The sequence below is a fragment of the Desulfuromonas sp. DDH964 genome (genome assembly GCF_001611275.1).
Lineage (GTDB): Bacteria > Desulfobacterota > Desulfuromonadia > Desulfuromonadales > DDH964 > DDH964.
Map to the genome: position 1 here is coordinate 3,208,658 of NZ_CP015080.1, position 24,478 is coordinate 3,233,135.

Genomic DNA, 24,478 nt, shown 5'->3' on the forward strand with positions numbered 1-24,478 from the left:
CAACTCGCGATAACGGAGGGGGACTCCATGAACAGCGCGGATGATATTCTCATTCACCATGGTGGCCGCACCACTGTCACCGGCTCCTGCCACGAATTGCGGCTCGCCGACGGCAGCGGCTTGCTGATCGACTGCGGCCTTACCCAGGGAGGTGACGCGACCGCCCCGGAGATTGACTTCCCGGTCATCCAGCTGCGCGCCCTGGTGCTGACCCACGTCCATCTCGACCACTGCGGCCGCCTCCCCTATCTGCTGGCAGCTGGCTTCAAGGGGCCGATCTACTGCAGCGCGCCCTCCGCCCTGCTCCTCCCCGCCGTCCTCGAGGACGCGCTCAAGGTCGGCGTCACCCGCAATGCCCGTCTGATCGCCGCCTTGCAACAGCAGGTCAAGCAGCAGCTCCAACCGCTCCCCTACCGGCATTGGTGGACCATCCCCGGCCCGGCCGGGTTACGCCTTCGCCTCCACCCCGCCGGCCACATCCTCGGCTCGGCCTGGGTCGAATGCGACGCCGAGACGACCAAAGGCAAGCGGCGCATCGTCTGCTCAGGCGACCTCGGCGCCCCCTGGACCCCGCTGCTGCCGGCGCCAGCCTCTCCCTACCGTGCCGACCTGCTGGTACTGGAAAGCACCTACGGCGACCGTCTTCACGAAGGCCGCAGGGAGCGCAAACGCCATCTGCAGCAGATTGTCGAGCAGTCCCTGGCCGATCGCGGCACGATCCTGGTTCCGGCCTTCTCCATCGGCCGCACCCAGGAACTCCTCTACGACCTGGAAGAGATTATTCACCACAACCGGCAGCGCCTCGCCGCCCCCGGCCTCCCCTGGTCCGAACTGGAGATCATCGTCGATTCTCCCCTCGCCAATCGTTTCACCACCCTCTACCGGCAGCTGCGTCCCTACTGGGATGCCGAGGCGCGGCGCAAGCTGCGCCAGGGGCGCCACCCGCTGGACTTCGCACAGCTCACCACCATCGATAGTCACCAGGACCACCTCAATGCCGTCGATATTCTGCGCCGCAGGGACCACCCCTGCATTGTGATTGCCGCCAGCGGCATGTGCAGCGGCGGCCGCATCGTCAACTACCTCAGGGGTCTGATCGGTGATCCGCGTACCGATATCCTCTTCTGCGGCTACCAGGCCGCCGGCACGCCGGGACGGGCCATTCAGCAGTACGGACCGCAGGGGGGCTACGTGACCCTGGACGGAGCACGCTTCGATATCCGCGCCCGGGTCCACACCCTGTCGGGCTACTCGGCCCACGCCGATCAGCAGAACCTGGTGAACTTCATCAAACGGATGCGGGTCAAACCGGCCCGGGTGCGGCTGGTACACGGTGAAGATGACGCACGAAAGGCGCTAACGGTCGAGTTGCAAAAGCTGGGGGTTTCAGCGGACTGAGGGGAAGGGATAAATAGAACTGAAGGGGGGAAGGCGCTAACGGCGCAGCCGGATGATGCAAAGGACAGGGGTGGCACCCAAAGATCCATGCTGCTCCTTGAATATTTGCACGCACCATGATACGTTGAATACAAATATTCACCATGGAGGTTCGGAATGGCCACATCGATACGCATCGCCCCTGAGACGGAAAAACGACTTGACTTTCTCGCCAGTCAGACAGGGCGCACCAAAGCTTTTTACCTGCGGGAACTGATCGAACGCGGACTGGAGGATTTGGAAGATTATTACCTTGCCGCCGATGTTCTGGAGCGGGTACGCAAAGGCGAGGAAGAGATTTATTCTGCTGCCGAGGTAAGAGAATCCCTTGACCTGGACGATTAAATACACCAGCACTGCAAAAGTCCAGTTGCGCAAACTCGACAGACCGGTTGCTGCACGTATTCTCGACTACATGGATCAGCGTGTCGCCATTCTGGATGATCCGCGCACGTTGGGAAAGGCCCTGTCCGGCAATCTGGGAGGACTCTGGCGTTACCGTGTTGGTGACTGCCGGGTCATCTGCGAGATACAAGGCACCAGTGTAAGCATCCTCGTAGTTAAGATCGGCAATCGCCGCGAGGTCTACAGATAAACCTTGTGTATTCAGGGCTTCCTTAAAGCTTCACAACTTATCGAAATTGTTTGTATTTAGGGGACATTCCATTTGTCTGATTACAACAATAGAGCCGCATCTAGCGGCGCAGGTTGTATTTGAGAATGCACCAGAGGGCCCGGAAGCCGTCGCGCCAGCCGATCTTCTTTCCTTCGGCGTAGGTCCGGCCGGCATAACTGACGCCGACCTCAAAAATCCGGCAATTCAACCGGGCGACCTTGGCGGTCAGTTCCGGCTCGACCCCGAAGCGATCTTCCTCGATGACAATCTGGCGCAGGATCTCACGGCGGAAGAGTTTATAGCAGCATTCCATGTCGGTGAGGTTGAGGTTGGTCAGGGCGGTGCTGCACAGAGTCAAGACCCGGGCAAGAATTTCCCGGATGGTGGCCTTTTCATTATATACCGGGATGACGATGGAGAGCTTCAAGGCAGATCCCTTTGCAGGCATTGGAAAGAGTGGCCCTCCCGGCGTCGCGAAAGATCGCCCCGCAAAAGTCCGGGGCACCGGCTAACACATGGCTTCATCAGGATGCCCTGCCCCACGGGGAATTGCGCTCCACAGAGAAAGGCCGGACAATTCAATCCGGCCTTTGCTCTCTTTCCGTTTCCGATGCCAATCAGCAGGGGTGAACGTTGCTGCTCCCCACGACACCAGGTTTCAAGTACTTTTTCATGGTAGCCTCCTTCTCTGATGTTGGTGGTACTCCGTAATATCCACTTCTGGCCAAATAGCCGAATTGACTCATAGCGAACTTGTGATATCACGATGCGACAGGTGGTTCCCGGGTCCAGTTTCTGGCCAAAAGACTCACCAGGAAGGCCGTCCGCAAAATCTCAGGTCTGGGTGAGGGGAGATCATGCAATATGCAGGCCTCCTTTTTATCGGCGTAACTCCTTTAATTTGTAGTTACGAAACTACCCGGCCGAGGTTTCCTTCATGGCAGGAAAAATGCATTTTCATGCTGTTTCCTGAGCTTTCTGGATTCTCGAAAAACCATGCAGAGGCCTAACCAAAAAACGCCTATTTTTACTACATATTTTCTGCCGCAAAAGTAAGGAAGGTTTTTATGCCACATTCGAAATTATCAACCTTGAGCGTCCTGACCTTAACCCTCTCCATATTTTTGGTCTCAGGGTGTGCCTCAATTCTTCCAAAGGCGAAAGCCGATTACACAGTTGAGGTTGCCGACATGGACTTTGTCTTCGTTAAGGGTGGCTCTTTTCAGATGGGCAGCGACCAGAAGCCCGATGAGCAACCGGTGCATGATGTCAAGGTTGACGACCTATTCGTCGGCATGTATGAGGTAACCTTCACACAGTTTGATCAGTACTGTAAAATGATTCCACGAGAGTGCGAGCCACCTGACGACCAAAATTGGGGAAGGGGAAGTCGACCGGTGATTAATGTCTCCTGGCAGGATGCCAATGCCTATGCCGATTGGCTCAGCAAACAGACCGGGCACAGGTTCCGGCTACCAACCGAAGCAGAATGGGAATATTTCGCCCGTGCCGGAACAAGCACCCCTTACTGGAGCGGTGCAACCTTGTCCAGTGGACTTGCGAATTGCGCGAACTGCGGCAGCAAATGGGACAACAAATCAACAGCCCCGGTGGGTTCTTTCAGGCCGAACCCCTGGAATATCTACGATACAATGGGGAACGTCATTGAATGGGTAACGGACAGCTATAAAACCAACTATACGAATGCACCCACAGACGGCGCTGCGGTCATCATCAATACGGAATCGCGCAAGGTGCAACGCGGCGGAGCCTGGAATTATCAAGCCAACGATTTGAGGTCGACGGCCCGTGACTATCGAAAAGCCAACAGCCACACACTCGATGCAGGATTCCGCCTGGTACTGGAACCCTCAGCACACCTGCCGATCATCCGGCAAGGTAGATAGAGATTACAAACAATTTGCTTCCCAGGGGGGATGCCAAAAAGCTTAAATGTACTGCCCCTTTTCTCCAAAACTTTAGGAAGATTCCATGTTCAGACGTCTTTTTAAGTATGCATTAATCCTGCTGATGGCCGCGGGTTGTGAGTCAAAAACAGAGGATCCCGTTGTTGCCCCGGAGACTAAAGCGCAAGTTCGTCTGGTAACGGCACAACTACTCACTGAACCAATTGAGGCGTCTTTGGTTGAAACAGCAACAGCGGCGTTACCGATCTGGCGCGAAACCCGCCAGGAGCGGCCGACATTAGTACTACTTTCGAATAACCCCTTTTTGCAATCGATCCCGACTCCATTGCAAAAAGAAGCGCAACGGCTGGTTTTGTCCGCTGACCAGATTGAGTTTGAGAAAAAGGCGGTTTTTCAATCTGCAGACCCAGTTTTGATGCCCTCAATGGCCGTTTCAGCGGCTCTTCGTGCAAACCTGTTTGGCAAGGTTCTCTGGGTCCTACCTCTTTCACCAGAAGCACCCATGCCAACACCCGAGACTATCAAGGCTCAACTATTTACGGCCGGAGATATTTCCGAAGCGGAAGCAAAGACGTTGAAACAAGAAGGCGATTCAATTTCGGGTCAAATTCGCAATACTGCCTGGACAATTTGCCGGATCAAGTCCCTACCGCGGATTGACGAGCCGGTTTTACTCCATGTCGACCTGTCTTATTTCAGAGCAGTTTACAAAAATGAGATTACCACCCCACTTTATTTGATCGTGGCAGACGTCGCCCGGCAACTGCGGGAGAGTCGCTGGCCGACTCTTGGAGCCACGGTTTCCTTATCAAACCTCAGCGGCGACATTGCCCTAAAATCCCGTTTTCTCGGCAAGGACATCGCCAGCATGTTGGCCAACCCAGAGCTTCTCGACGCCGAGGCCATGCCGGAGCTCTGGAATCAAAGAAGCAAAGCACTCTACCTGGACAACCTCTTTCAGCCTGAGAAGATTCTCGATATTTACCTAGAGCTGGAAAAACATTTTCCTGAGTCTGCTTCAGTAAAATACGGACTATTCGAAATTTCCGGCCAGCTGAAAAATTCGGACAAGGCCTTACAATATCTGAGCGAAGCCGTTGCCCTCGACCCAATCTATGGCCTCGAATATCTCACCCTTTCCGAACGCGCATTTAACCAAGGCCAGATCCAGGCCTCCATGGATATGCTGAACAAGGCTGCGGAGATTTTTCCTGACAACCCTTTTATCACATTGAAGAAGATTGGCCTGTACAGGGAAACCGGCGGAATCACTCTTGCCGCACCACTGATTGAAAAACTCCAGCAGCTTAACTGGTCCAAAACCTATGATCCGGGCATGCCAGACTTTCTTGCCACGCTTGCGGAAGAGGCTTCCAAGCCTCAGCCGAAAACACCTGAAAAGTAAAACCGCCCCCTTGGCAAGGAGACGGCCCTAAGCTTTGCGTTGCCCGTCAGTTTAGAACAGTGCGTAAATAAACGGCGTCAACACAGGAATCTCCGCCAATAGGATAAATATCGACATCAAGACCAGGATGATGACCAGCGGCGCCAGAACATATTTTTTGCGTTGCCGGATAAAACTACCCAAATCACGAATTGTCAGCCACCAGCTCATGTCTCTGCCTTTTCTACCCAGTAATCCCCGATCGCCAGGAAATCGAGGTCAGTCTTCAGGAAACATTCTAGCGCATCGTGCGGTCTACAGACAATCGGTTCGTCCTTGACGTTGAAGCTGGTGTTGACCAGGACCGGGCACCCGGTCACGACGTTGAAACGTTCCAGAAGTCGATAAAAAAGTGGATTGGTCTCTTCGGCAACCGTCTGCACCCGGGCGGTATTGTCGACGTGGGTTACTGCCGGAATGGTTGACCGGGGGATGTTCAATTTTTCCAGGCCCTCACCTGCCTGCTCTACCGCCAGCAACTGCTCCTTGGCGACCTTACACACCAGCAGCATGTAAGGGCTCACTCCGGAAAGCTCAAAATACTCACAGGCTCTTTCTGCGAGCACCGCCGGAGCAAAGGGCCGAAAGCCTTCACGAAACTTGATCTTCATATTCAGCTGCCGCTGCATATCGACAACCCGCGGATCGGCCAAAATACTGCGATTCCCCAAGGCTCGCGGGCCAAACTCCATACGCCCCTGAAACCAACCACCGATCTTTCCGGTAGCCAAAGATTGAACAGTTTTCTCGATAAGCTCCTGCTGATTCAACTTGACGAAGTGTACCCCGGCGCCGAGAAGAGTCGGCTCGATATCCACGTTGGCAAAAGAGGGGCCGAGCAGGGCGCCGTTCATCAGATCGCCGCCAGACTTTTGCGGCAGCTCACCCCCCATGGCCAAATGCGCCACATAAGCCGCACCGAGCGCACCCCCGGCATCCCCGGCGGCGGGTTGAACCCAGATGTTGTCGAAGGGCCCTTCCCGCAGAATACGACCATTCGCAACGCAGTTCAGAGCGACCCCACCAGCGAGACAGAGGTTTTTCTCTCCGGTATCACGCTGGACCTGGGCGACCAGATCGAGCATCAGCTCCTCGGTCACCCTCTGAACCGAAGCTGCGATGTCGAGATGGCGCTGTACCAATGGGCCTTCAGCCTCTCTTGGCGGGCCACCGAACAAATCTGCAAAGCGGTCGCCGGTCATCGCCAGGCGTGAGCAGTACTCGAAATAAGACATATTCAGAGAAAAGGCGCCGTCACCATGGCGTTCAACCAGATGCTCATAAATCAGCTCGGTAAAAACCGGCTGCCCATAAGGAGCAAGTCCCATCACCTTGTACTCCCCCTCGTTGACCTTGAATCCGAGGTAAGCGGTGAAAGCCGAATAGAGCAGACCGAGCGAGTGCGGAAAATACAGTTCTTTCTGCAGGTCGATCGTGGCGCCCTCACCCACCCCGTAGGAACAGGTCGACCACTCGCCGACCCCATCCACCGTCAGGATCGCTGCCTGCGCGAATGGAGACGGGTAAAAGGCGGCGGCAGCATGCGAGAGGTGATGGCTCGAAAAGAGATATTCACCGGCGCCGGGCAACTCATTTCGTAAAATTCGCGGCAACCAGAGTTTTTCTTTCATCCAGGCAGGCAATGCCTGGCGGAACATCCCGTAGCCGCGTGGCGCAACGGCCAGAGCGGTTTTCAGGATACGCTCGAACTTGACGATCGGCTTATCGTAAAAAATAACGGCATCAAGATCTTCCGCTGCCAGACCGGTCGTATCCAGGCAGAAGTTGACCGCCTGGCGCGGGAAGGCCGCATCGTTTTTAATCCGGCTGAAGCGCTCCTCCTGGGCCGCGGCGACCAGTTGCCCATCCTGTAGCAACGCCGCGGCACTATCGTGGTAATAAGCTGAGATGCCGAGAATATTCATGGTTTCAGAACGACCGGCGCAGATCTTCGAGTGTGACAGGCTGTTTCTCCATGGCCACCCAATGCCCGCCGGGGAGCATGTCCCTGGTCACCAGCCGCAGGAGGAGCGCATAGGGCGTCAGAACCAGCCAGAACAACAGCGTCAGAAAGAGCTGCGCCTGGAAATGGCCGAGACGTTGCAGCAGAACGAGGATTTTCTGTTTCACTTTTCCCCCAACTCTCTGGACAACCATTCTCGTGGTGTCAGCCAACCTTTTTCCTTAACCCATCGCTGCAATGCCTTGCTCGGGTCAGGGAACTGTATCAATTGCAGATACCGCCCAAACATTTTCTCTGCGGCCGGCAGTTGACCGGCGATGGCAAGCCCCTCGGCATATTCCCTGGTCGAACGCGGGACATTTTGATTCAGGTCATAGGCACGTTTTAGTGCATCCAGACCTGATTTGAGCTCACCAAGCTGCAGGCGGGCACGCCCCAGCACCGAGAGGTAGCCGACGCTGTTATCGCCCCCGGCGGGCAGCCCGGAAAGCACGTCGAGAGCTTTTTCTGCCTGTTTCTGCAGCAGATAGGCATTGGCGAGCATGACCGACGTATTGAGGTCATCGGGTTCCATTTGCCTTGCCGCGTTCAAGTAAGGCAGGGCTGCGGCGCCGTTGCCACGAAAAACTTCCAACGTGCCGAGCTTGTACGGAATTTCAGGGATATCCTTGAGCTCTGCCCAGGCCTGTTTCAGCGCCACGTGGGCCTCCGGGTATTTACCGGCCCAGAAATAGAGGCGGCCAACCCCCCACAGTCCCAATGCCCGATAGCGCTCTGGAATTGCGTTTTCATACTTCAGGAGTAGCTGCCGGGCAGTGCTGCTCATCCGCTGCCACGCCCCGATCTGCAATGGAAAGGATTGAGCCTTCACCAGGGTATCGAACACCACCCAGGCGACCAGCTGTTGACCGCGAATATTCGGGTGAACGTGATCGTCAAACAGGTCTGCACCGGGTATTCCGTTGGGCGCAACCCGGCGGAAGGTGGCTTCAACGTCAGCGAGCGGCACATCGTTCAGTTCGGCCAGTTCGCGCACGATGCCGTTCATCTCCTCAAGAGCCCGCAGGGGAATAATATCCTCCTGTTTGGCGCGCACAAACGACGCATAGGCCTGATCATAGAGTCCGCTCATCAGCAAGGCCTGCCCGAGCCGATAATGCAGCAGGGCGAACTGATCGTCAAACTCAAGCGCCGCGCGATAAGCCATCATCGCCCGCGCCGGCTCGTTCTGCTGAAGCGCCTGGCTCCCCTGAGAAAAAAGCCGATCGAATTCTTCCAGCTCCGATCCTGTCAAACCCGCCCTATGTTCCGACTTGAAAGGAGAAACTCCGGAAAGGTTCGACGGCAGCGTACACAGGACCAGCAGCACCTGCTTTTCCCTGGCCAGATCGATCATGTCCTGAAGAGATTGCCGGTACTGCTGCAGCACGCCACGCCGGAAATCCTCATCGCGGTGATAAAAATCGGGGCCGACCACTCCTTCCAGCTCCACGCTCACTTCATCCGGCAGAATTGTCCGGCTGCTCTCTTTTGACGACAAGCCCTCAAGCAGGCTTACCAGAAGCGAATACAGCCGCGACTGGTGCAAAAGCTGCCGTGTCCTGTTGAGCCAGAGATTTTCGTGTTTCAGGTGATCAAAAGTCCGGGCTTCGAGAAATTCATTATGCCCGGAATAGACCACTAAGAGATTCGGGTCATAATCGATCAACTCCTGCTGCAGACGGGCAACCCGATAACTGGCATAAGAGATGCCGCCGGCATTAATCACTTCGAATCGGCCAGCTCCCGCATATTCGTTACCGAGCAGCTCAAGCCAGCGCGGGAAGGCGGTCTCACCCGTGTATGGTCGACCGTAGGTTGTCGAACCGCCCAGCGAAATCACCCGGAAAGTTCCCTCGGGTTTCGGCATCTGAAAGCTTTGCCGATTAAAGTAGTCGCCCTTTGCCGGATTCAGCTTGATGTTGGCTCCGGTTGCATCCGGTTCGGTCCTGATAAACAGGGGCGTACTGCCGGCAAAACCGACAAAGCGGTCTTCATCGGCAAGCCTGGGAACACCGGCCAGGGCAAGGATTCCCTCCAGAACCAAAAAGAGGAGAATGCCGGCACAAACAGCCAGAAGGTTTTTACTCAGCGTGCTTGAAATCATGACGTCATTATCGCTGTTCAGTAACGGCCTTTTCAAGAAATACTCAACAGCAGAGCAAAACAAATGGCCGCCCGTGTCGGGGGCGGCCATTTGTTACAGTGATATTAACGATGATTCTAGCAGGGGTGCACGTTGCTGCTGCCGACGATGCCAGGTTTCATATATTTTTTCATGATTGACTCCTAGAAAAATGGTTAGGCGGGGACACCACCGAAGCAGTGCCCCCATACATCATTACCAAGGCGTGACCGTGTTCCAACCCGCGCCGCGCGAGGTGGTGCTGTGGTCATCCGCCAGGCGGTGACAGTTCTGCGCCGTCGGCCACTGGGAGACATAGGTGCCGGTCCAGGGTGATGGTGCGCCGGGGGCTCCAGTGTTAAACGTATTGTCCCAGGTGTTCTGCTTGGTGTCGAGACAGTTGGTGATCATCAGCTTCGGCAGGCGGCTGGCGTGCGGGTTGTGGCACTTGCCGCAGTTGAAGGTGTGGTATTGACTCTGGGTAATCGCACCGACTGTTGTCGTGCTGTTGCCGGCCATTGTGTAGTCATCAACCTGCAGCGCCATACCGGCCGGCGGGTTATCCCACTGGAAACCAGAGAAATAACGGTGCTCACCAGACAGGTTCGGAGTAATGGCGATGTTGCCCGCATCACCACGATAACCGTAGGCACGGCGGGCCATCTGCGGTGTCCAGCCCCCCATGGACATGTAGTAGTTGCTGCTGCCGTTATCATCCCACACCTGGTTGCTGCCGCGCTTGCGGATCGAGAAGATGTTGTTAGCGGTGGCGGTGGTGCCACTGCCGCCGATGACGGCGTTCTGGTGGCCGTTGCCGCCGGAGACCCACAGGTTCTCGCCAGTGGTCTGGTCCATGGTGTCAACGTTGCTGCCGTGGCACAGAGTACAGAGACCAGCGCTGTTTGCCAGGGTGGCGGTACTGTTCGGATCACCGCTGTTCTGGTCGATCCAGTAGCCGCCCTTGGTGGTGCTGTTGTTGGCTGCGGCGTTGGCCCGTGGCACCGTGTTGGTGGCGCCGCCAAAGCTAACGCTGAGCCAGGTCCCGGCCGCACCGCTACGCGGCGCGCCGTCCTCGTTGTAGGGGTTGCCTTTCCAGGTACCGCGCAGGTAAGGCTTGCCGGTGCTGCTGTCGCTGGCCAGCTTGTTCAGATCGTGAACATCGTGGCAGTAGGAACAACGGATGTTACCCACGGCATCCAGGGTTTCGGTCTTGGCGTAGTTGGCGCCGCTGACCGCCGAGGTGCCGGCCGAGTTGGCCGTATGGGTCGACTGGATGGCGCCGGTCTTGTAGCTGAAGACAGCACTGGTCCAGGTGGCACCAACCCAGTTGGACTGGTTGAGAGTGCCGTAGTTGTAAGTGATGCCGTCGGCATTGTTATTGGTGCCCCATTCGGAGACACCGGCGCCGCTGTGGCAATTCCAGCAGATTTCTGCCTCGGTGGCACCCGGGGCGGTGACAGCAACGCCCAGGGCGATCCCGGCTTCACCGTTGGCGGTGTAGTTGATGCCAACGATCGTATTGTTCGGAATCTCAATGGTGCCGCCACCGTGGCTGCCGTGGCATTCCTCACAGGTCAGGCCTGTTGTTGCCAGAGCATGCGGACTGTTGTCATTGACGGTGGTTGCATCACCAGGGTTGCCACTACCATCATGGCAACCGGTACAGGAGCCGCTGCCATACTCATGAGTCACGACGGTCAGTCCGGAGCTGGTCATCTGATGGGCGGCATCATTGGCATGGCAGGCCTTGGCGCAACCGGCAGTGCCGGAATCATATTGCGCACTCTGGCTGTTATCCGGTGCTGAGATACCGTTCATCTCGATGTTACCGTCACGGTGGTAGCTGACCTGGTACTGGTCACCACCGTTAGCGGTATTGTCCGTGGCCCCGTTGGCCAGGCTATAACCGTGACAGAGGTTACACTCGTTGTGCTTGCCGGCAATGTTGGCCGCACTGTGGTCAACCGGAGTCGCTCCCGTCACGTGCAGGGTTGTCGGAGTCGGCGGGTAACCATGGCACATATCACAGGATGCCGGTGTTGCGGTATCCCACACCTTGCTGATGTGACAACTCAGGTTGCTGCAGGTGTTGGTATTGGTGTTGTAGGTCGCGCTGGTACCGGCCACGGTGGTATCGAACCAGATATCGACCGTGCCATTGACATGGTCAGCGGTCCCGAAACCACGATCAAGGTGACAGGTACTGCACGGCAGATTGCCGCGAGTCGCATCAACGTGCTCAAAGTGCTTACCAACCTGAGAACCGCTGTTTGCACCACTGAGGTCACCGTCACCTGGAGTCGCCGAAGGCATACCGGTCGCCGTACCGTGGCAGGTACCGCAGACGGCTGTTCCGGCGTCTGTCCAGGCCGGAGTGTCTGTACCGTGACAATAGATCGCCGAACAGCTCAGGCCGTTGCCGGTGGTGACGCTGGTTCCGGCGGCTGCAGTGTAACCACCGCCGGTGCTGCGACCATCATAGGCGCCAGTGGTATCGGTCGTCGTGCCAAGAACAATATTGAAACCAACATTGATGTTGCCGTTTTTGGGCATTTCACCGGAGGTTTCCCATCCGGTATGGCAGGTGTTACAGCCGTAACCCTTGGTGGTTACGTGGTAAGCGTGCTTACCAGCGGTGCTGCTGCCGGTACCGACGCTGGAATCCAGGCCACCCGCATTGATTGGCGGATTGGCGTGACAGGAAACGCAGTCGGCTTTGAATCCGACTTTGTGCTGATGACACTTGATACAGTCGGCCTGATTGTAGTGATCGGTAACAGTCTGGCCACTGGTGTCATTGCGGTGATAGCTGGTCGCACTGTGGCAAACTTCGCAGATCTTGTTGGAGCTGGCATGTCCACCGGCATCATTACCGAAATCGGAGCTGCCATCTTCCACGGTTTGCAGGCTGACGGTTGCACTCAAAGCGCCATTCGGCATGTTGCTGCCATCGGGGAAGCTGATTTGCGCCTTGATCCGCTTAACGTTCCCGGTCTCCTTGTCATGGCAGGTGCTGCACTGGAAACCACCACCATAACCGGTGGAGGTGCCCCAGTCACCGGCATGCTTGGTGGTGCCGGGGAAGCGCAGGCTGTTATGCAGCATCGGATTATCGGCCCATGCGACAAGTTGAACCTGGGTTGTGTAGACCGCCGTGCCGATAACACCGTCGGTGCCATCGATATAGGTCATACGGACATCGTAGGTCGCACCGGTTGTCAGGCCGGTCAGGTCAATAACAACGGTTTCGTTTCTCGTTCCATCGGCATCGCCGGCACCACCATCGGCGGTCGGCGTGTTGGCGGCCGTTGTCCAGATGGTCGGTTCAGTGCTCAGCTTGTATTCCACCAGAAAGGTTCCGTTGCCATTGAGGTCATTGCAATAGACCAGCATAACGCGAATCGCGGTCAGACCGTTTTGCTGGGCATTCTGCACGGTCGGCTCCAAGGCAGGCACACGGGTTTCAAAAGTGCGGCTGAGAGGGGTCGAATAGACCGGGCTGGTTGCGCCACAATTGCCATCGGCCATGGCTTCAAAGTCCACTGTACCGGTGGACTTGTTGGTCGGGGTGTAGGTCGCGCCGCTGGCAACCCAGGCGGACCATGCCGTGCCGTTCTCACGCCAGCGCACCAGACCGTTGGTCGCACCACCGCCGAGATTGGCGGTGACGGTCACACCGGAAATTCCGATATTGCCCGCACCCGGATCGGGGCTGATGGAAACGCTGACCGTGCCGGATTCGACGCAGTTCTGAACCGTGACACTGGCTGTCGAGGCAGCCGAAACGTTACCGGCGGCATCTTTGGCATAGGCACGCAGAGTGTAGGTTGCGTAAGCACCAACGGTAACGCTGGTCGGAGCAGTGGGGCTCCAGCCAGCATCGGTCGCAAGCGGAGCCGTTGCGTTATCGACGGTGATCATGTATCCGGTCACGGCCACATTGTCCGATGCCGTGAAGCTGTTGATCGGAATCTCTAGCGGAGCCGCGGTGTCGGTAACAACAGCATTTACACTAAAGCTGTCGATGGTCGGCGCGGCCATGGTGTTGGTACTGACGTTAAGCTGCGAAGCGGTCAGCGGACCGCAGATGCCGGTGCCGGTGGCGTAGAAACTGACGGTGGTGGTGTTGTCGTCCTGGGCCGGGGTATAGACCCAGCCGTTGGCATTGCCGGCCGCCGGAGTGGTGCCGACGGTAATGCCGGTGGCGGTACCGCTGGCCGTGACGGTGACATCACCGGTGATCGGATCGGTGATCGGGTTCAGGGTCAGGGTCGCGGTTTCGGTGCAGGCGCTCCAGGTAAAGGGCGTCGAAGTCCCCGGCGAAACGATCTGGGCGACAGTGTCACCGTAGTAGGCGACGCCGCATTCGGTATCGAGGCCGCGGGCATAGAGGTTGTAGCTGTTGCCGTTGGTCAGCACCCCGGAGGCCGCGATCGGATCGGTGGTCCAGGGGATCACGGTATTTTCGGTCGCGCGGGCGTTTCCGTAGACGCGGATGGTGTCAAGGGCATAGTCGCCGGCAAAGCTGTTGGTGTCAAACACAAACCGCATCTGCAGGCTGCCGCTGGTGTAGGCGGTACCGCTACCGCCGACGGTCGTGGTCGAGACATAGTTCCCGCCATCGATACTGATGGTACCGTTGTTGAGATTGATGTCGGCGGTCTGCCAGCTGCCATTGTTATTGGCATCGGCACCGTTCAGAATCCACTCCGTGGTCCAGCCGCTCCCATCGTTGACTTCAAACGCCAGGCTGATGAGATTGCCACCCCAGCCCTGGAAGGCGTAGGAGATGTTCGGCTCGTAGGTATTGGCATCGAAGGCAGCGTTACGGGTAAAGGTCGCGTTGTAAGGGCCGGTACCGGATGACTCGATGAAAAGGAAACCGCCCGGAGGCGAGGTGCCGCTGTGCAGCGAGGTCGGGCCGGTGCCACCGGAACCGGTCAGGGTTCCGTCACCATTGGTGCTTTGTCCCGAGTTGAAAACATACAACTGGCCACCGGCGGTCCCGGCATCGAAGGTTCCCCCGCAATTCGCTGACGGGAAAGCGCTGGCTGTCCAGCTGGAATAATCGCAGACATCATCGGCGGTGTCGAAGTATTCGAGTTCCTCAAAGGGTGTGCCCGGCCCGCTCCCTTCCGTCACCTGGTATTCCATGGTGTTAACATCGGTCAATGTCACGAACGATGCCCCGCTGAAATCACCGGCGGCCGTGTTGGTGCCATTCCAGATAATCGACGACTGGATCGATTCGCTACAAGTATTATCGACGGTGACGGTGATACTGTCGGTGACATAACCGCCGCACTCGTCCTCGATGGCGCGCACGTCGACGGTGACGCCAGTCACCGGGGCGGTATTGCTGGTCGGGTGGGTATTGGCGGAATTCCACAAAGTCAGATCGGAGGTCCAGGCGCCGCCGTCGATGCTGTATTCGACGTTCGAGGCATTGGTCAAGTTGGTGGTGATCGCAATCGAACCGCTGACCGTGGCACCGTTGGTTGGGTTTGTCAGGGTGACGGCGGAGCCGTTGGTGTCGGAGCACAGCAAGGGATTGACCGTCGCCATTGCCAGGGCACAGCGGGTGTTTCCGGCAAAGGTGACGGTGCCGCTGACGGTGCTGCCGGTGGTGGCGCCGTCGCCGCCGGAACCGCTACTCTGCCCGGAGGCAACATCGAAGGCCTCGGTAAAGCCGGAAGGCGCAGTGGCTGTCTGGCTATTGACGCCGGCGATGTAGACGGCGTAGCCATCGGCCGCCGACGGGATGTTGGTGAAGGTGAGGCTGGTCGCGCCGCCACTGGCCTGGGCGTTGGAGCCGGCAATCGGTGTACCTTGATCGACGTTCTCGTAAACCACCACGCCGCACATCAGGTCACGGGCGTTGGTGGTCTGGCTGATCGTCGCCGTCAGGGTGGTGTTGCCGGCCGCGGCGATCTTCGTCTCATTGATATAGCCGATCCAGGCGGTCTGGCGCTGCGAGCCGTTGCTGGCGATGGTGGTGAAGGTCTGGCCGCCGTAGTTAGCATTAATGGTGTAGGTGCCGGGACCGGCGGTGCCGTACTCGGTGGTACAGCCGAGCACCATCAGGCGGTTGGTGCCGTTCCCTGCGCTCACCGTGCCGTTGCCGGTGGTCGCGGCGACGTTGATCACATTGGCCAGTGGCGTATCAACTACCACTGCGGCCTGGGCATTCGTCACAACCCCAAACACCAGCGCAAACACGGCCACCAAGGCCAGATGAGCAAATTTCAACATCCCTGATCTCCTCTGGATTTCATCTTTCATAGCCGTCCTCGCCTCGGATGCCATTGGCAACGGATTAACGCTTTCGTTCATCGAGCAAACGCTTGGTTTCATATAAAATCACTCCAACCGATGGAATTGACTGCCTGGCGTCAGGGGCTCCCTAAGCCCACCCAAACTTTCGTAACCCTAATTCAGTGCAGCCCGAGCCCGCCGGCCGCGTAATCGCTGCGGTGCACCGGTTTCGGGGCCAGCCCGTCGGAGCGGCTGCCACCGACGGTACGTCCCAACTCCTGCACCAGAGCTTCTCCGCGCCCGGTCAAAAATACCGCAAGGACGTGGCGGTTATCGGCATCGGGCAGGGTGCGCAACAGGTTGCGTCCCCGGGTGCGGGCGACGCCATTCTCCCACTCCACGTAACTGGAGAGAATCTTGACGTTGCGGCTGACCGTCCCCTGCGGCATGTCGAGCCGGGTGACCAGCTCGGGCATGGTGATGCCGGGGTTCTCGGCAACGGTCAGCAACAGGACGATATGCTGGATCGGCATCTCCCGATGTACCCGCCTGCGCAGCAACTCCATCGCCTCCAGCATGTTGGATACTTCCCTCATTCCCGACTCCTGCTTCCCTTCATTCTCTGCCCATTGCTCCGGCATGAGCTAAATAGTCTTCTGGCGTATTGACAAAATATTGACATGCCGGTTTTTAGCAATATTTATTCCAGCAGAAATTCACTCATTCACGGCCGGCGTCGCATGAAAAAATAAATTTCGATGCCAAATTTTTCCTTTTTAAATAATTTAAAAGAATATGGCGCTTTACAAGATGCAAGCAAATAGCAAAGGGTGTAACTTTTTTCAATTTAGTTTCGTGCTGATTCCTGTTTTAACCATAATGGCCAGTTTTTTCTAGCGCTACAGCTGATGTGCGAACAGGCAACAGGAAAACTTTTTTCACATGGTTTTTTGCTGGGGAGGGGGAGCGGAAATCGATGGGAGCGCCCGGCGGGAGGCGGGGCGACGCCGTCTAGGGGCGGTCCCACCTCGGGCATATGCCGGGGGGATGCGGGGATTGGCGGGAAGGGGACGGCCAGACGGAGAAAAAGGTCAATCCGTCTGTTTTTTCAGGCGTTTATTGAGTGCGGGGCGGGAAATGCCGAGCATGCCGGCCATGATCGTCTGGTTGCCGTCAGCGCGGCGTCCGGCCTCTTCGATCAGCTGATCGACGACTTCCTTGAGCGTCGGCAGACGGGTACCGAAGATCACCGCGGGTTCCAGTCCGTCATCCTCTTCGCTCCCCGGATAATGGCTGGCGGCGGTGTCCTGCGCATCCGCCCGGCCCATCAGGCGCTTGAAGGGCTCCATGGAGAGCTTGCGCGACTGGTGCAGGCCGACGGCGTCGAAGACCATGGCGCGCAGTTCCCGGACGTTGCCGGGAAAATGGTAGGTGGCGAGCAGCTTGGCGAGTTCCGCCGGCGGCGTCGGCTTGCGCTTGCCAAATTCCCGCGCCGCCTCGTCGAGAAAGTGGTCGAGCAGCAGCGGGATATCCTCGGGGCGCTGGCGCAGCGGCGGGATATGCACGTAGTGGGTGCGGATACGGTAGAAGAGGTCGCGGCGGAAGCTGCCGGCGGCCTGCAGCGCCTCCAGGTCCTGGTTGCTGGCGGCGAGAATCCGGGTGTTGACCCGGCGCGGCCGGTCGCTGCCGACCGGGAAGTACTCGCCGTCCTGCAGCAGGCGCAGCAGCTTGAGCTGCGCTTTCGGCTCCAGGGCGCCGATTTCATCGAGAAAGAGGGTGCCGCCATCGGCTTCCTCGACCAGACCCTTGCGCGCCTGCTCGGCGCCGGTAAAGGCGCCGCGCACATGGCCGAAGAGGGTGTCGGAGAAGACGTCATCATCGAGCCCGGCAACATTGACCGCCACCCAGGGGCCGTCCGGGCGGCTGATCTGGTGAATCGCCCGGGCGATCAGCTCCTTGCCGACGCCGCTCTCGCCGGTAATAAGCACAGGCTGAACGCTCCTGGCCACCGCCTCGACATACTGGAAAAGGCCGTGGAGCTTGTCGGAAGCGGTGACAATGGCGCTGAAGGCCTCGGGATAGTCGAGCTGCTCCTTCTGGAAGCTGACCGTCAACTTGCGATTCTCCCGCTCCAGTTCGAACATGCGCAGCGCCCGCTGGACGCCGGCCAGAAGCCGGTCGTCCTCCGCCGTCTTGACGAAGTAGTCGAAGGCGCCGAGCTTGATGCAGCAGACCGCCGTCTCGACCCGGTCGCGGCCGGTGAGGATGATGACCGGCACCTCCGGGTAGCTCTCCCCGATCTCCTTGAGCAGGTCCTTGCCGGAGAGATGTGGCATCGTCAAATCGAGGAGCACCAGGCTCACCGCCTGCCGGGCGAGGATCTCCATCACTTGGCGGCTGTCGTTGCACTTGAGGACGTTGGTGATGCCACCGTTGCGGGCCAGCATCAGCGCCATGCTGCGCAGCCAGGCCTCCTCGTCGTCCACCATCAGCACCGGCAGCGCCGGGTAGTCGGTTCCACGCATCAGTCTTTCTCCTTGGGTCGCGGCAGAACGGGCAGGGTCAGGGTGACCGTAGTCCCCTGGCCCGGCACCGAATCATATTTAAGTTTTCCGCCATGCTCACGGACGATCCGGTCCGAAACCGACAGGCCGAGGCCGGTCCCGCCCGCGTCCCGCTTGGTGGTGAAAAAGAGGTCGAAGATTTTCGACAGATCCTCCTGGCGGATACCGACGCCCTGGTCCCGGACAACGATCTGTACCAGGCCCTTATCCTCCAGCGCGCGCCCCGCAACGGCAAGTTCCCGCCCCGGCTCCGGCAGCGCTTCGCAGCCGTTGAGCAGCAGGTTGATCACGACCTGCTCCAGCCGCTGAAAACTTCCCATCACCGGCGGCAGTTCCTTGTCGATTTCAGTCACCAGCAACGCGCCGGCTTTTTTCACGGCGCTGGCGGTGAGCCGCAACGACGTTTCGATCACCTCCCCGATGGATACCGGCTCGAACTGGTCCGACTGGGCCGGGCGGGCGAAATTCTTCAGGTCTTCGACGATCGAGCGCACCTTGCGCGCCCCCTTCTGCATCTCCGCGATCGCTTCCGGCAGCTCCCGACGCAGGAGACCGAAATCGAGGCCGGCCAGCGACACCCCCCCCTCCCGGCGCCAGATCTCTTCCAGCAGGGGTTCGGCGTCGCGAAAGAAATCGCCAAGCAGGCCAAGGTTTATCAGGATCATGCCGTTGGGATTGTTGATTTCATGGGCGACGCCGGCCGCCAGTTCGCCGAGCGCCGCCAGCCGTGACGCCTGGTCCGCCTCGCGGCGCAGGTTCTCCTTTTCAGTGACGTCGTTGGCCATCACCAGCCGCGCCGAACGCCCGGCGAAGGGGATATCCCGCAGCACGATCTCCACCTCCAGTATCCGTCCGTCCTTGCAGCGGTGGCGCCAGTTGCCAACCTCTTCCTGGCCGGTCTTGGCCCGGAAGACCGATTCCCGCAGGCGTTCGATATCTTCCGGCGGGCGGATATCCATGATCGTCATCGCCAGGAATTCCTCGCGGGAATAGCCGTACTTGTCGATGGCGGTCTGATTGACGTCCCGATAACGCAGACTCTCCATGTCGACCACCCACATGGGAAGGGGTGCGTTCTGGAACAGCTGGCGATAGCGGTCCTCGGAGGAGCGCAGCGCCTTCTCGGCGGCAAGTTTTTCCGTCACATCGAGGGCGGAGGCGAGTACCGACCAGCGGCCGTTGAGCCGGAAGGGTACGACACTGACCTCGGCTTCAAGGGGACTGCCGTCCTTGCGGCGATGGGACCAGACCCCCACCGCCCGCGGAATCACCTGCCCCTCCCGCCCGTCGGCGATCAGCCGGGAGACCCCTTCCCGCACCACCTCGGCGTCCGAGTCCGGACGCAGGTCGAGGATGGTCAGGCTCTTGAATTCGTCCCGTGAATAGCCGTACTGGGCGATGGCGGCGTCGTTGATATCGGCAAACTGCAGGGTTTGCGCATCGTAGACCCACATCGGGATCGGGTTGCCGTTGAAGAGCAGCCGGTAGCGGCTGATCCCCTTTTCCGACTGGCGGGCCATGTGGTCGAGAAGCCAGTAGAAAAGGCAGCCAAACATGAGGCTGGTCGCCAGAACCCAGCCGAGAAAATATTCGACGCTGGCCCGGCCGCTGGCATAGATGGTACGGGCTGTCGTTACTTCCAGGCTCCCCCGGTGGCGACCCAGGATTCCCGGCAGGTCGACATGGCCGGAGATGGTCTCATCTCCAGCCCGAACCAAAGTGATCACTCCGGGTGGGCCTCCCGACTGCGATGCCAGGTGAATTTTCAGGTCAAGCAGGGCCAGCGATTTCAGCTTTTCTATCTTGCCGGGGGTCAGGGTGCGGGCAAAAATCATGGCACCCCGACTGGGTCCCGTTGCCGCCGTGGTGAGAATCGGTGCGACGGCCACCATCAGCGGGTTTTCCCCCCCTCCGAACAGGAGCCCGGCACGGGCCGAATCTGCCTGTCCGTTGCCGAGCAGGGACTGCAGAGCTGGTAGTCTTTCAGCCAAACCGGCAGGGAGCGCTGCCAGCCTGCGGGCCTCGAGGTCATAGCCCCGGGAAAAAAGGAGTTTCCCGTCGGGGGCGATGACGACCACCGCGGACAAGCGGTTCGACTCAAAGGTGTCGCCAGTGAAGTTGTCAGCCATCACCGTCGAACCAGGGGCGGCGGCAAAGGCATAGGTTTCGTCCCAGTAGGCTTCATCGACCAGCATCCGACGCAGGTATTCCTGGTCCTGGCCGAGGATATTGAGGGCCCGAACAGTCTGCTCGCGAATCCGTTCTTCTTCCAGTTGGCGGAAGTTGGCGAGGATGAAGCGGTCGGCGAGAATCCAGGCGATCAGGTTAAGGGCGACCACCACCCCGACAACCCACAGAAGACGGAACCGCCGATCGCTGACCAAGCTGAATTTTCCTGACCGTTTTTTTTTCAAACCATCTTTCATCAAACAAGTTCCCTTGCTTGCCAGGCGCAGATCTTGGAGAACTATTTCCATCCCTTTCTAACAGTCGCGAAGGGTGGGGGTCAACTGTTTCGATGTATGGAAGGATCAGGAGCCTGCTCGACTGGAGCCTAATACGGGCGGTCCCCACGGAAAGTGCTCGATCCAGGGAACCCGGGGAAGATAGGAAGTCAGGAGTGAGCTGTTACAACAAGTGATTTTTCAGCACTGGTGTTTCACACTTTATAGGCAATTAAAGTAGGCGCCGGGGTCAAGTCTTGCACTCACACATTTTTCCCTCAGCCCTCTTCACTGCCCGGCTTACCGTTGCGTAATGGGCCCCAAGAACCTCATTAGGCGCCGGGGTCAAGTCTTGCACTCACACATTTTTCCCTCAGCCCTCTTCACTGCCCGGCTTACCGTTGCGTAATGGGCCCCAAGAACCTCGGCGATCTCCTTCATCGCATACCCATAATCGACATAGGCACGATAGACAGCGGCATCCTGGGCCTGCCGGTTTGAAATATTTTCCGGGTTGAGAGCCATTCCGGTAAGGGACAAGCCCGGCCGTCGCGAGATAACTGCTCCACGGCCAGTCGGAGGGCGTTGACCTGAGACCGGCGGCCAAGCATATCCCCTTGACATATCCCACTTACCTTCTTTAAAATGAAACAGCAAAAACGAACGTTTCAAAGAGGCCGGAGGGATCTATTATGCCAAGCGTGCGAACTCGCGTCTTCAAAAGCAACAAAAGTCAGGCCGTAAGGTTGCCCAAAGCGATCGCTTTTCCTGATTCAATTCAAGACGTTGAAATTACTGCCATTGGAAATACACGAATTATTTCACCGGTTGGTCAATCCTGGGATGATTGGTTTGATTCCCCGGGAGTATCGGCAGATTTCATGGCAGAGCGCCAACAGCCCGACGATCAATTGCGAGAAAAGTGGCCATGCTGAAGTATATGCTTGACACAAATATCATTATCTACACGCTCAAAAATCGTCCCGCACAGGTCAGAACTATGTTCAAGCAGCATGAAGGCCAAATGTGTATTTCGACTGTAACCTTGGGGGAATTGGTTTTCGGCGCGGAAAATTCTCAGCAGATAGAACGAAACCTGGCAGACATAGAGTCAATGATATCCCGCCTCGAAGTCCTTCCGTTTGACAACAAAGCCGCACAGCATTTTGGGCAGATACGCGCCGACCTCTACCGCAAAGGGCAACCCATCGGACCCTACGATATGATGATTGCCGGTCACGCGAGAGCTTGTGGGTTGCAACTGGTGTCCAATAATGTAAAAGAATTTTCCAGGATACCAGGCCTTATCCTTGAAAACTGGGCAACAGCAACCCCGGATTCGGCAACATAAATCGGGGGACTTTGAGTGATCATGCCGGGGTCAGGTCTTGCACTCACACATTTTTCTCTCAGCCCTTTTCATTGCCCGGCTTACCGTTGCGTAATGGACCCCAAGAACCTCGGCGATCTCCTTCATCGCATACCCATAATCGACATAGGCACGATAGACAGCAGCATCCTGGGCCTGCCGGTTTGAAATATTTTCCGGCTTGAGCACCTCACGCAGAGTTGGGCGCATGGCGAGACGTTGCGGTTTCGGGATTTCTGGTTGCGACTCCTTGTCGCGCAACAGTGGTTCAAGGGCTTTGGCAAACTCTTCGGCACCAAGAATCGTGCGGCAGGACAGCGCATCCCAGGGATTGAATGAAATCTGATTTTGCTCAACAAATTCCCGATAAAGAACGCGCGCCTGATCATCGTTTTCAGAAAACTGAGCTCGTAACCAGATGACGCTCAGCCAATCAGGTACAGGGACAAGCCCGGCCGTCGCGAGATAACTGCTCCACGGCCAGTCGGAGGGCGTTGACGTGAGACCGGCGGCCACCGGATTCTGCACAATGTAGCGGCATAAGTTGAGAAGGTAAGTGTCCTTGTCGACCAGGATTGATTTGTAGCGCCCCTGGAAAAGATGCCCGACCGAACCGTGGCGCCGGTTGAAGGTCTGGGTATAGACACCATTAAGCTGACGCATCCCCCGCGACAGGTTGGCCTCGGGCGTTTCGATCAGCAGATGGTAATGGTTGCCCATCAGGCAGTACGCATGACAGCGCCAGTGATAACGACCAATGGTGGCCTCAAGAACCCGGAGAAAAACTTCTCGGTCGTCGTTATCGATAAAAATCGCCTGCCGGGCATTACCGCGCGAGGTGACATGATAAACCGCCCCGGGATATTCGATACGTAGTTGTCGTGACATGAAGTTACCCTAACACGAAAAGGGGTGATTGCAAGACTTGACCCCGGGATCTTCGTCTTCTTGCCTTGTCAAAACTGCCCAGAGTATGTAAAGTATGATTACATCATACTTAAAGGCAAAGGGAATCAATTATGCGCACGATTACCGCAACAGACCTGGCTCGGAACCTGCGTCAGGTGCTTGACCGGTTGGTCAGTGAACCGGAAGAAATCATTATTGAGCGAAACCAACGCCAGATCGGGCGACTGGTACCTGGGCCCGGTGAAATGACTGCCCTGGAAGCCATGGCTGATATCTACGCAACTCTGCCCCCTGAGGCCGGTAAAGGCTGGCTGGCCGACAGCCGCCGGGTCGACAAAGAGGGATCTCTTGCTGCGGAGGTTCGCGACCCATGGGGTTCCTGATCGATACCTGCATCTGGATTGATGTTGAGCAGGGCACCCTGACCCCCGCAGACATCGCCAACCTCACCGGCAACGAACCGGTCTACCTCTCCCCTGTCACCATCGCAGAATTGACATTCGGCGCTGAAATCGCCTCCGATCCCGGCGTCCGCCAAAAGCGTCTCGCTGCGTTGCGTCGCCTGCAACGCAAACCCCTGCTGACTATAGACGCCGGCACCGCAATAACCTTCGGCAGCCTGGCTGCGACGATCCAACTCCAGGGCAAAAAACCGCGCGGTCGAATCCAGGATCTCTGGTTGGCCAGCCAAGCCATTCAACAAGGCCACACCCTGTTAACTCGCAACAAACGCGATTTTGAGGACATCCCAGGACTTGATCTGGCCAGTATCTGAACCAAAAGGCCAAAGGGTTGCCACAAGATAGCTACAGGAGACCTGCCGCAGACTCCAAGAGGGGCATTGGGTCAAGTCTTGCATTCAAATAATTTCCTTTCAACCCTCTTCACTGCCCGGCTTACCGTTACGTAATGGACTCCAAGAACGTCGGCGATATCCTTCATCGCATATCCATAATCCATGCGGCATCCAGCTCCTGCCGGTCTAAAAACCCTTACGGTCGTCATCATCGATAAAAATCGCAGGCGGGCATTACCGCGCGAGGTGACATGATAAACCTAAACATCACCGGGATATTCGATACGAAGTTGTTGTGACATACGGTATCACAGTAATATGTGATTGCAAGACTTGACCCCTCGACCAGTAAAACCGACAAAGCGGTCTTCATCGGCAAGCCTGGGAACACCGGCCAGGGCAAGGATTCCCTCCAGAACCAAAAAGAGGAGAATGCCGGCACAAACAGCCAGAAGGTTTTTACTCAGCGTGCTTGAAATCATGACGTCATTATCGCTGTTCAGTAACGGCCTTTTCAAGAAATACTCAACAGCAGAGCAAAACAAATGGCCGCCCGTGTCGGGGGCGGCCATTTGTTACAGTGATATTA

At 57.6% G+C, this 24,478-nt stretch carries 19 protein-coding genes and 1 pseudogene; 9 read left to right on the top strand and 11 right to left on the bottom strand.

Going from position 1 to position 24,478, the window contains the following annotated elements; translation table 11 throughout:
• The first annotated feature begins 27 nt into the window (after positions 1-27).
• The 3 genes from DBW_RS14755 to DBW_RS18240 all read left to right on the top strand — a co-directional run bounded on the left by DBW_RS14755 (position 28) and on the right by DBW_RS18240 (position 2,032).
• Positions 28-1,398, top strand: a complete 1,371-nt coding sequence (locus DBW_RS14755) for an MBL fold metallo-hydrolase RNA specificity domain-containing protein (protein WP_066728407.1) — start codon at positions 28-30, stop codon at positions 1,396-1,398.
• 156 nt (positions 1,399-1,554) lie between these two features.
• A complete protein-coding gene (relB, locus tag DBW_RS14760) occupies positions 1,555-1,782 on the top strand; it encodes a type II toxin-antitoxin system RelB family antitoxin (RefSeq protein ID WP_066728409.1) in 228 nt (75 codons plus the stop codon).
• A complete protein-coding gene (locus DBW_RS18240) occupies positions 1,766-2,032 on the top strand; it encodes a type II toxin-antitoxin system RelE family toxin (RefSeq protein WP_082820381.1) in 267 nt (88 codons plus the stop codon). The genes relB and DBW_RS18240 overlap by 17 nt, the downstream gene beginning before the upstream one ends.
• Positions 2,033-2,132: 100 nt before the next feature.
• On the opposite strand, the pseudogene DBW_RS14765 reads toward DBW_RS18240, so the two are convergent.
• Positions 2,133-2,417 (bottom strand): annotated as a pseudogene (locus DBW_RS14765) (glycosyltransferase family 2 protein); the annotation flags it as partial.
• Between the two features lie 703 nt (positions 2,418-3,120).
• Here DBW_RS14765 and DBW_RS14770 point away from each other — a divergent pair.
• Both DBW_RS14770 and DBW_RS14775 read left to right on the top strand, forming a co-directional pair.
• A complete protein-coding gene (locus DBW_RS14770; protein ID WP_066728411.1) occupies positions 3,121-3,960 on the top strand; it encodes a formylglycine-generating enzyme family protein in 840 nt (279 codons plus the stop codon).
• Positions 3,961-4,045: 85 nt separating this feature from the next.
• A complete protein-coding gene (locus DBW_RS14775) occupies positions 4,046-5,386 on the top strand; it encodes a tetratricopeptide repeat protein (RefSeq protein WP_066728413.1) in 1,341 nt (446 codons plus the stop codon).
• Between the two features lie 51 nt (positions 5,387-5,437).
• Here DBW_RS14775 and DBW_RS18620 read toward each other — a convergent pair whose 3' ends face one another.
• From DBW_RS18620 to DBW_RS14810, 8 genes are all read right to left on the bottom strand, one after another.
• On the bottom strand, positions 5,438-5,596 hold the full coding sequence (locus tag DBW_RS18620; RefSeq protein ID WP_157471911.1) for a DUF5989 family protein: 159 nt from the start codon (positions 5,594-5,596) through the stop codon (positions 5,438-5,440).
• Entirely contained in the window at positions 5,593-7,350 is a 1,758-nt protein-coding gene (locus DBW_RS14780; RefSeq protein WP_066728414.1) for a carbamoyltransferase family protein, read from the bottom strand. Before DBW_RS14780 ends, DBW_RS18620 begins: the two co-directional genes overlap by 4 nt.
• A 4-nt stretch (positions 7,351-7,354) precedes the next feature.
• The gene (locus DBW_RS14785) at positions 7,355-7,555 is read right to left on the bottom strand and encodes a hypothetical protein (RefSeq protein ID WP_066728416.1); all 201 of its coding nucleotides are present in this window, start codon (positions 7,553-7,555) and stop codon (positions 7,355-7,357) included.
• Positions 7,552-9,624 carry an SGNH/GDSL hydrolase family protein gene (locus DBW_RS14790; protein ID WP_082820382.1) on the bottom strand — a complete coding sequence of 691 codons (2,073 nt, stop codon included), beginning with the start codon at positions 9,622-9,624 and terminating at the stop codon, positions 7,552-7,554. The genes DBW_RS14785 and DBW_RS14790 overlap by 4 nt, the downstream gene beginning before the upstream one ends.
• A 144-nt stretch (positions 9,625-9,768) precedes the next feature.
• Positions 9,769-15,804: a CxxxxCH/CxxCH domain c-type cytochrome gene (locus tag DBW_RS14795; RefSeq protein ID WP_066728418.1), complete on the bottom strand. Its 6,036-nt coding sequence runs from the start codon at positions 15,802-15,804 to the stop codon at positions 9,769-9,771.
• Between the two features lie 182 nt (positions 15,805-15,986).
• Positions 15,987-16,403 (bottom strand): MarR family transcriptional regulator, encoded by a 417-nt coding sequence (locus DBW_RS14800; protein WP_066728420.1) that lies wholly within the window; start codon positions 16,401-16,403, stop codon positions 15,987-15,989.
• A 495-nt stretch (positions 16,404-16,898) separates the two neighbouring features.
• Positions 16,899-18,332, bottom strand: coding sequence for a sigma-54-dependent transcriptional regulator (locus DBW_RS14805; protein ID WP_066728421.1), 1,434 nt, complete (start codon positions 18,330-18,332; stop codon positions 16,899-16,901).
• Complete coding sequence (locus DBW_RS14810; protein WP_197463654.1) at positions 18,332-20,755, bottom strand: PAS domain S-box protein; 2,424 nt, start codon at positions 20,753-20,755, stop codon at positions 18,332-18,334. Before DBW_RS14810 ends, DBW_RS14805 begins: the two co-directional genes overlap by 1 nt.
• A 752-nt stretch (positions 20,756-21,507) precedes the next feature.
• On the opposite strand from DBW_RS14810, the gene vapB reads away from it, so the two are divergent.
• Positions 21,508-21,750 (top strand): type II toxin-antitoxin system VapB family antitoxin, encoded by a 243-nt coding sequence (gene vapB / locus DBW_RS18245; RefSeq protein WP_082820384.1) that lies wholly within the window; start codon positions 21,508-21,510, stop codon positions 21,748-21,750.
• Positions 21,744-22,166, top strand: a complete 423-nt coding sequence (vapC, locus tag DBW_RS14820; protein ID WP_066728427.1) for a type II toxin-antitoxin system tRNA(fMet)-specific endonuclease VapC — start codon at positions 21,744-21,746, stop codon at positions 22,164-22,166. The genes vapB and vapC overlap by 7 nt, the downstream gene beginning before the upstream one ends.
• Positions 22,167-22,196: 30 nt before the next feature.
• On the opposite strand, the gene DBW_RS14825 is transcribed toward vapC, so the two are convergent.
• Positions 22,197-23,072, bottom strand: coding sequence for an REP-associated tyrosine transposase (locus tag DBW_RS14825; protein ID WP_066728429.1), 876 nt, complete (start codon positions 23,070-23,072; stop codon positions 22,197-22,199).
• Between the two features lie 131 nt (positions 23,073-23,203).
• Here DBW_RS14825 and DBW_RS14830 point away from each other — a divergent pair, with 131 nt between their 5' ends.
• Together DBW_RS14830 and DBW_RS14835 are read left to right on the top strand one after the other, a co-directional pair.
• Positions 23,204-23,476, top strand: a complete 273-nt coding sequence (locus tag DBW_RS14830; RefSeq protein WP_066728431.1) for a type II toxin-antitoxin system Phd/YefM family antitoxin — start codon at positions 23,204-23,206, stop codon at positions 23,474-23,476.
• Entirely contained in the window at positions 23,464-23,868 is a 405-nt protein-coding gene (locus tag DBW_RS14835) for a type II toxin-antitoxin system VapC family toxin (RefSeq protein ID WP_066728432.1), read from the top strand. The genes DBW_RS14830 and DBW_RS14835 overlap by 13 nt, the downstream gene beginning before the upstream one ends.
• Positions 23,869-24,197: 329 nt before the next feature.
• Here the strand turns inward: DBW_RS14835 and DBW_RS18625 are convergent, their stop codons facing one another.
• Positions 24,198-24,461: a hypothetical protein gene (locus DBW_RS18625; protein WP_157471914.1), complete on the bottom strand. Its 264-nt coding sequence runs from the start codon at positions 24,459-24,461 to the stop codon at positions 24,198-24,200.
• Positions 24,462-24,478 lie beyond the last annotated feature (17 nt).

Bases quoted from the DNA above. Each gene is read 5' to 3' on its own strand.
- DBW_RS14755 (WP_066728407.1), top strand. From the start codon at position 28: ATGAACAGCGCGGATGATATTCTCATTCACCATGGTGGCCGCACCACT.
- relB (WP_066728409.1), top strand. From the start codon at position 1,555: ATGGCCACATCGATACGCATCGCCCCTGAGACGGAAAAACGACTTGAC.
- DBW_RS14770 (WP_066728411.1), top strand. From the start codon at position 3,121: ATGCCACATTCGAAATTATCAACCTTGAGCGTCCTGACCTTAACCCTC.
- DBW_RS14775 (WP_066728413.1), top strand. From the start codon at position 4,046: ATGTTCAGACGTCTTTTTAAGTATGCATTAATCCTGCTGATGGCCGCG.
- DBW_RS18620 (WP_157471911.1), bottom strand. From the start codon at position 5,596: ATGAGCTGGTGGCTGACAATTCGTGATTTGGGTAGTTTTATCCGGCAA.
- DBW_RS14780 (WP_066728414.1), bottom strand. From the start codon at position 7,350: ATGAATATTCTCGGCATCTCAGCTTATTACCACGATAGTGCCGCGGCG.
- DBW_RS14790 (WP_082820382.1), bottom strand. From the start codon at position 9,624: ATGGCCGCCCCCGACACGGGCGGCCATTTGTTTTGCTCTGCTGTTGAG.
- DBW_RS14795 (WP_066728418.1), bottom strand. From the start codon at position 15,804: ATGTTGAAATTTGCTCATCTGGCCTTGGTGGCCGTGTTTGCGCTGGTG.
- DBW_RS14800 (WP_066728420.1), bottom strand. From the start codon at position 16,403: ATGAGGGAAGTATCCAACATGCTGGAGGCGATGGAGTTGCTGCGCAGG.
- DBW_RS14805 (WP_066728421.1), bottom strand. From the start codon at position 18,332: ATGCGTGGAACCGACTACCCGGCGCTGCCGGTGCTGATGGTGGACGAC.
- vapB (WP_082820384.1), top strand. From the start codon at position 21,508: ATGCCAAGCGTGCGAACTCGCGTCTTCAAAAGCAACAAAAGTCAGGCC.
- vapC (WP_066728427.1), top strand. From the start codon at position 21,744: ATGCTGAAGTATATGCTTGACACAAATATCATTATCTACACGCTCAAA.
- DBW_RS14825 (WP_066728429.1), bottom strand. From the start codon at position 23,072: ATGTCACGACAACTACGTATCGAATATCCCGGGGCGGTTTATCATGTC.
- DBW_RS14830 (WP_066728431.1), top strand. From the start codon at position 23,204: ATGCGCACGATTACCGCAACAGACCTGGCTCGGAACCTGCGTCAGGTG.
- DBW_RS14835 (WP_066728432.1), top strand. From the start codon at position 23,464: ATGGGGTTCCTGATCGATACCTGCATCTGGATTGATGTTGAGCAGGGC.
- DBW_RS18625 (WP_157471914.1), bottom strand. From the start codon at position 24,461: ATGGCCGCCCCCGACACGGGCGGCCATTTGTTTTGCTCTGCTGTTGAG.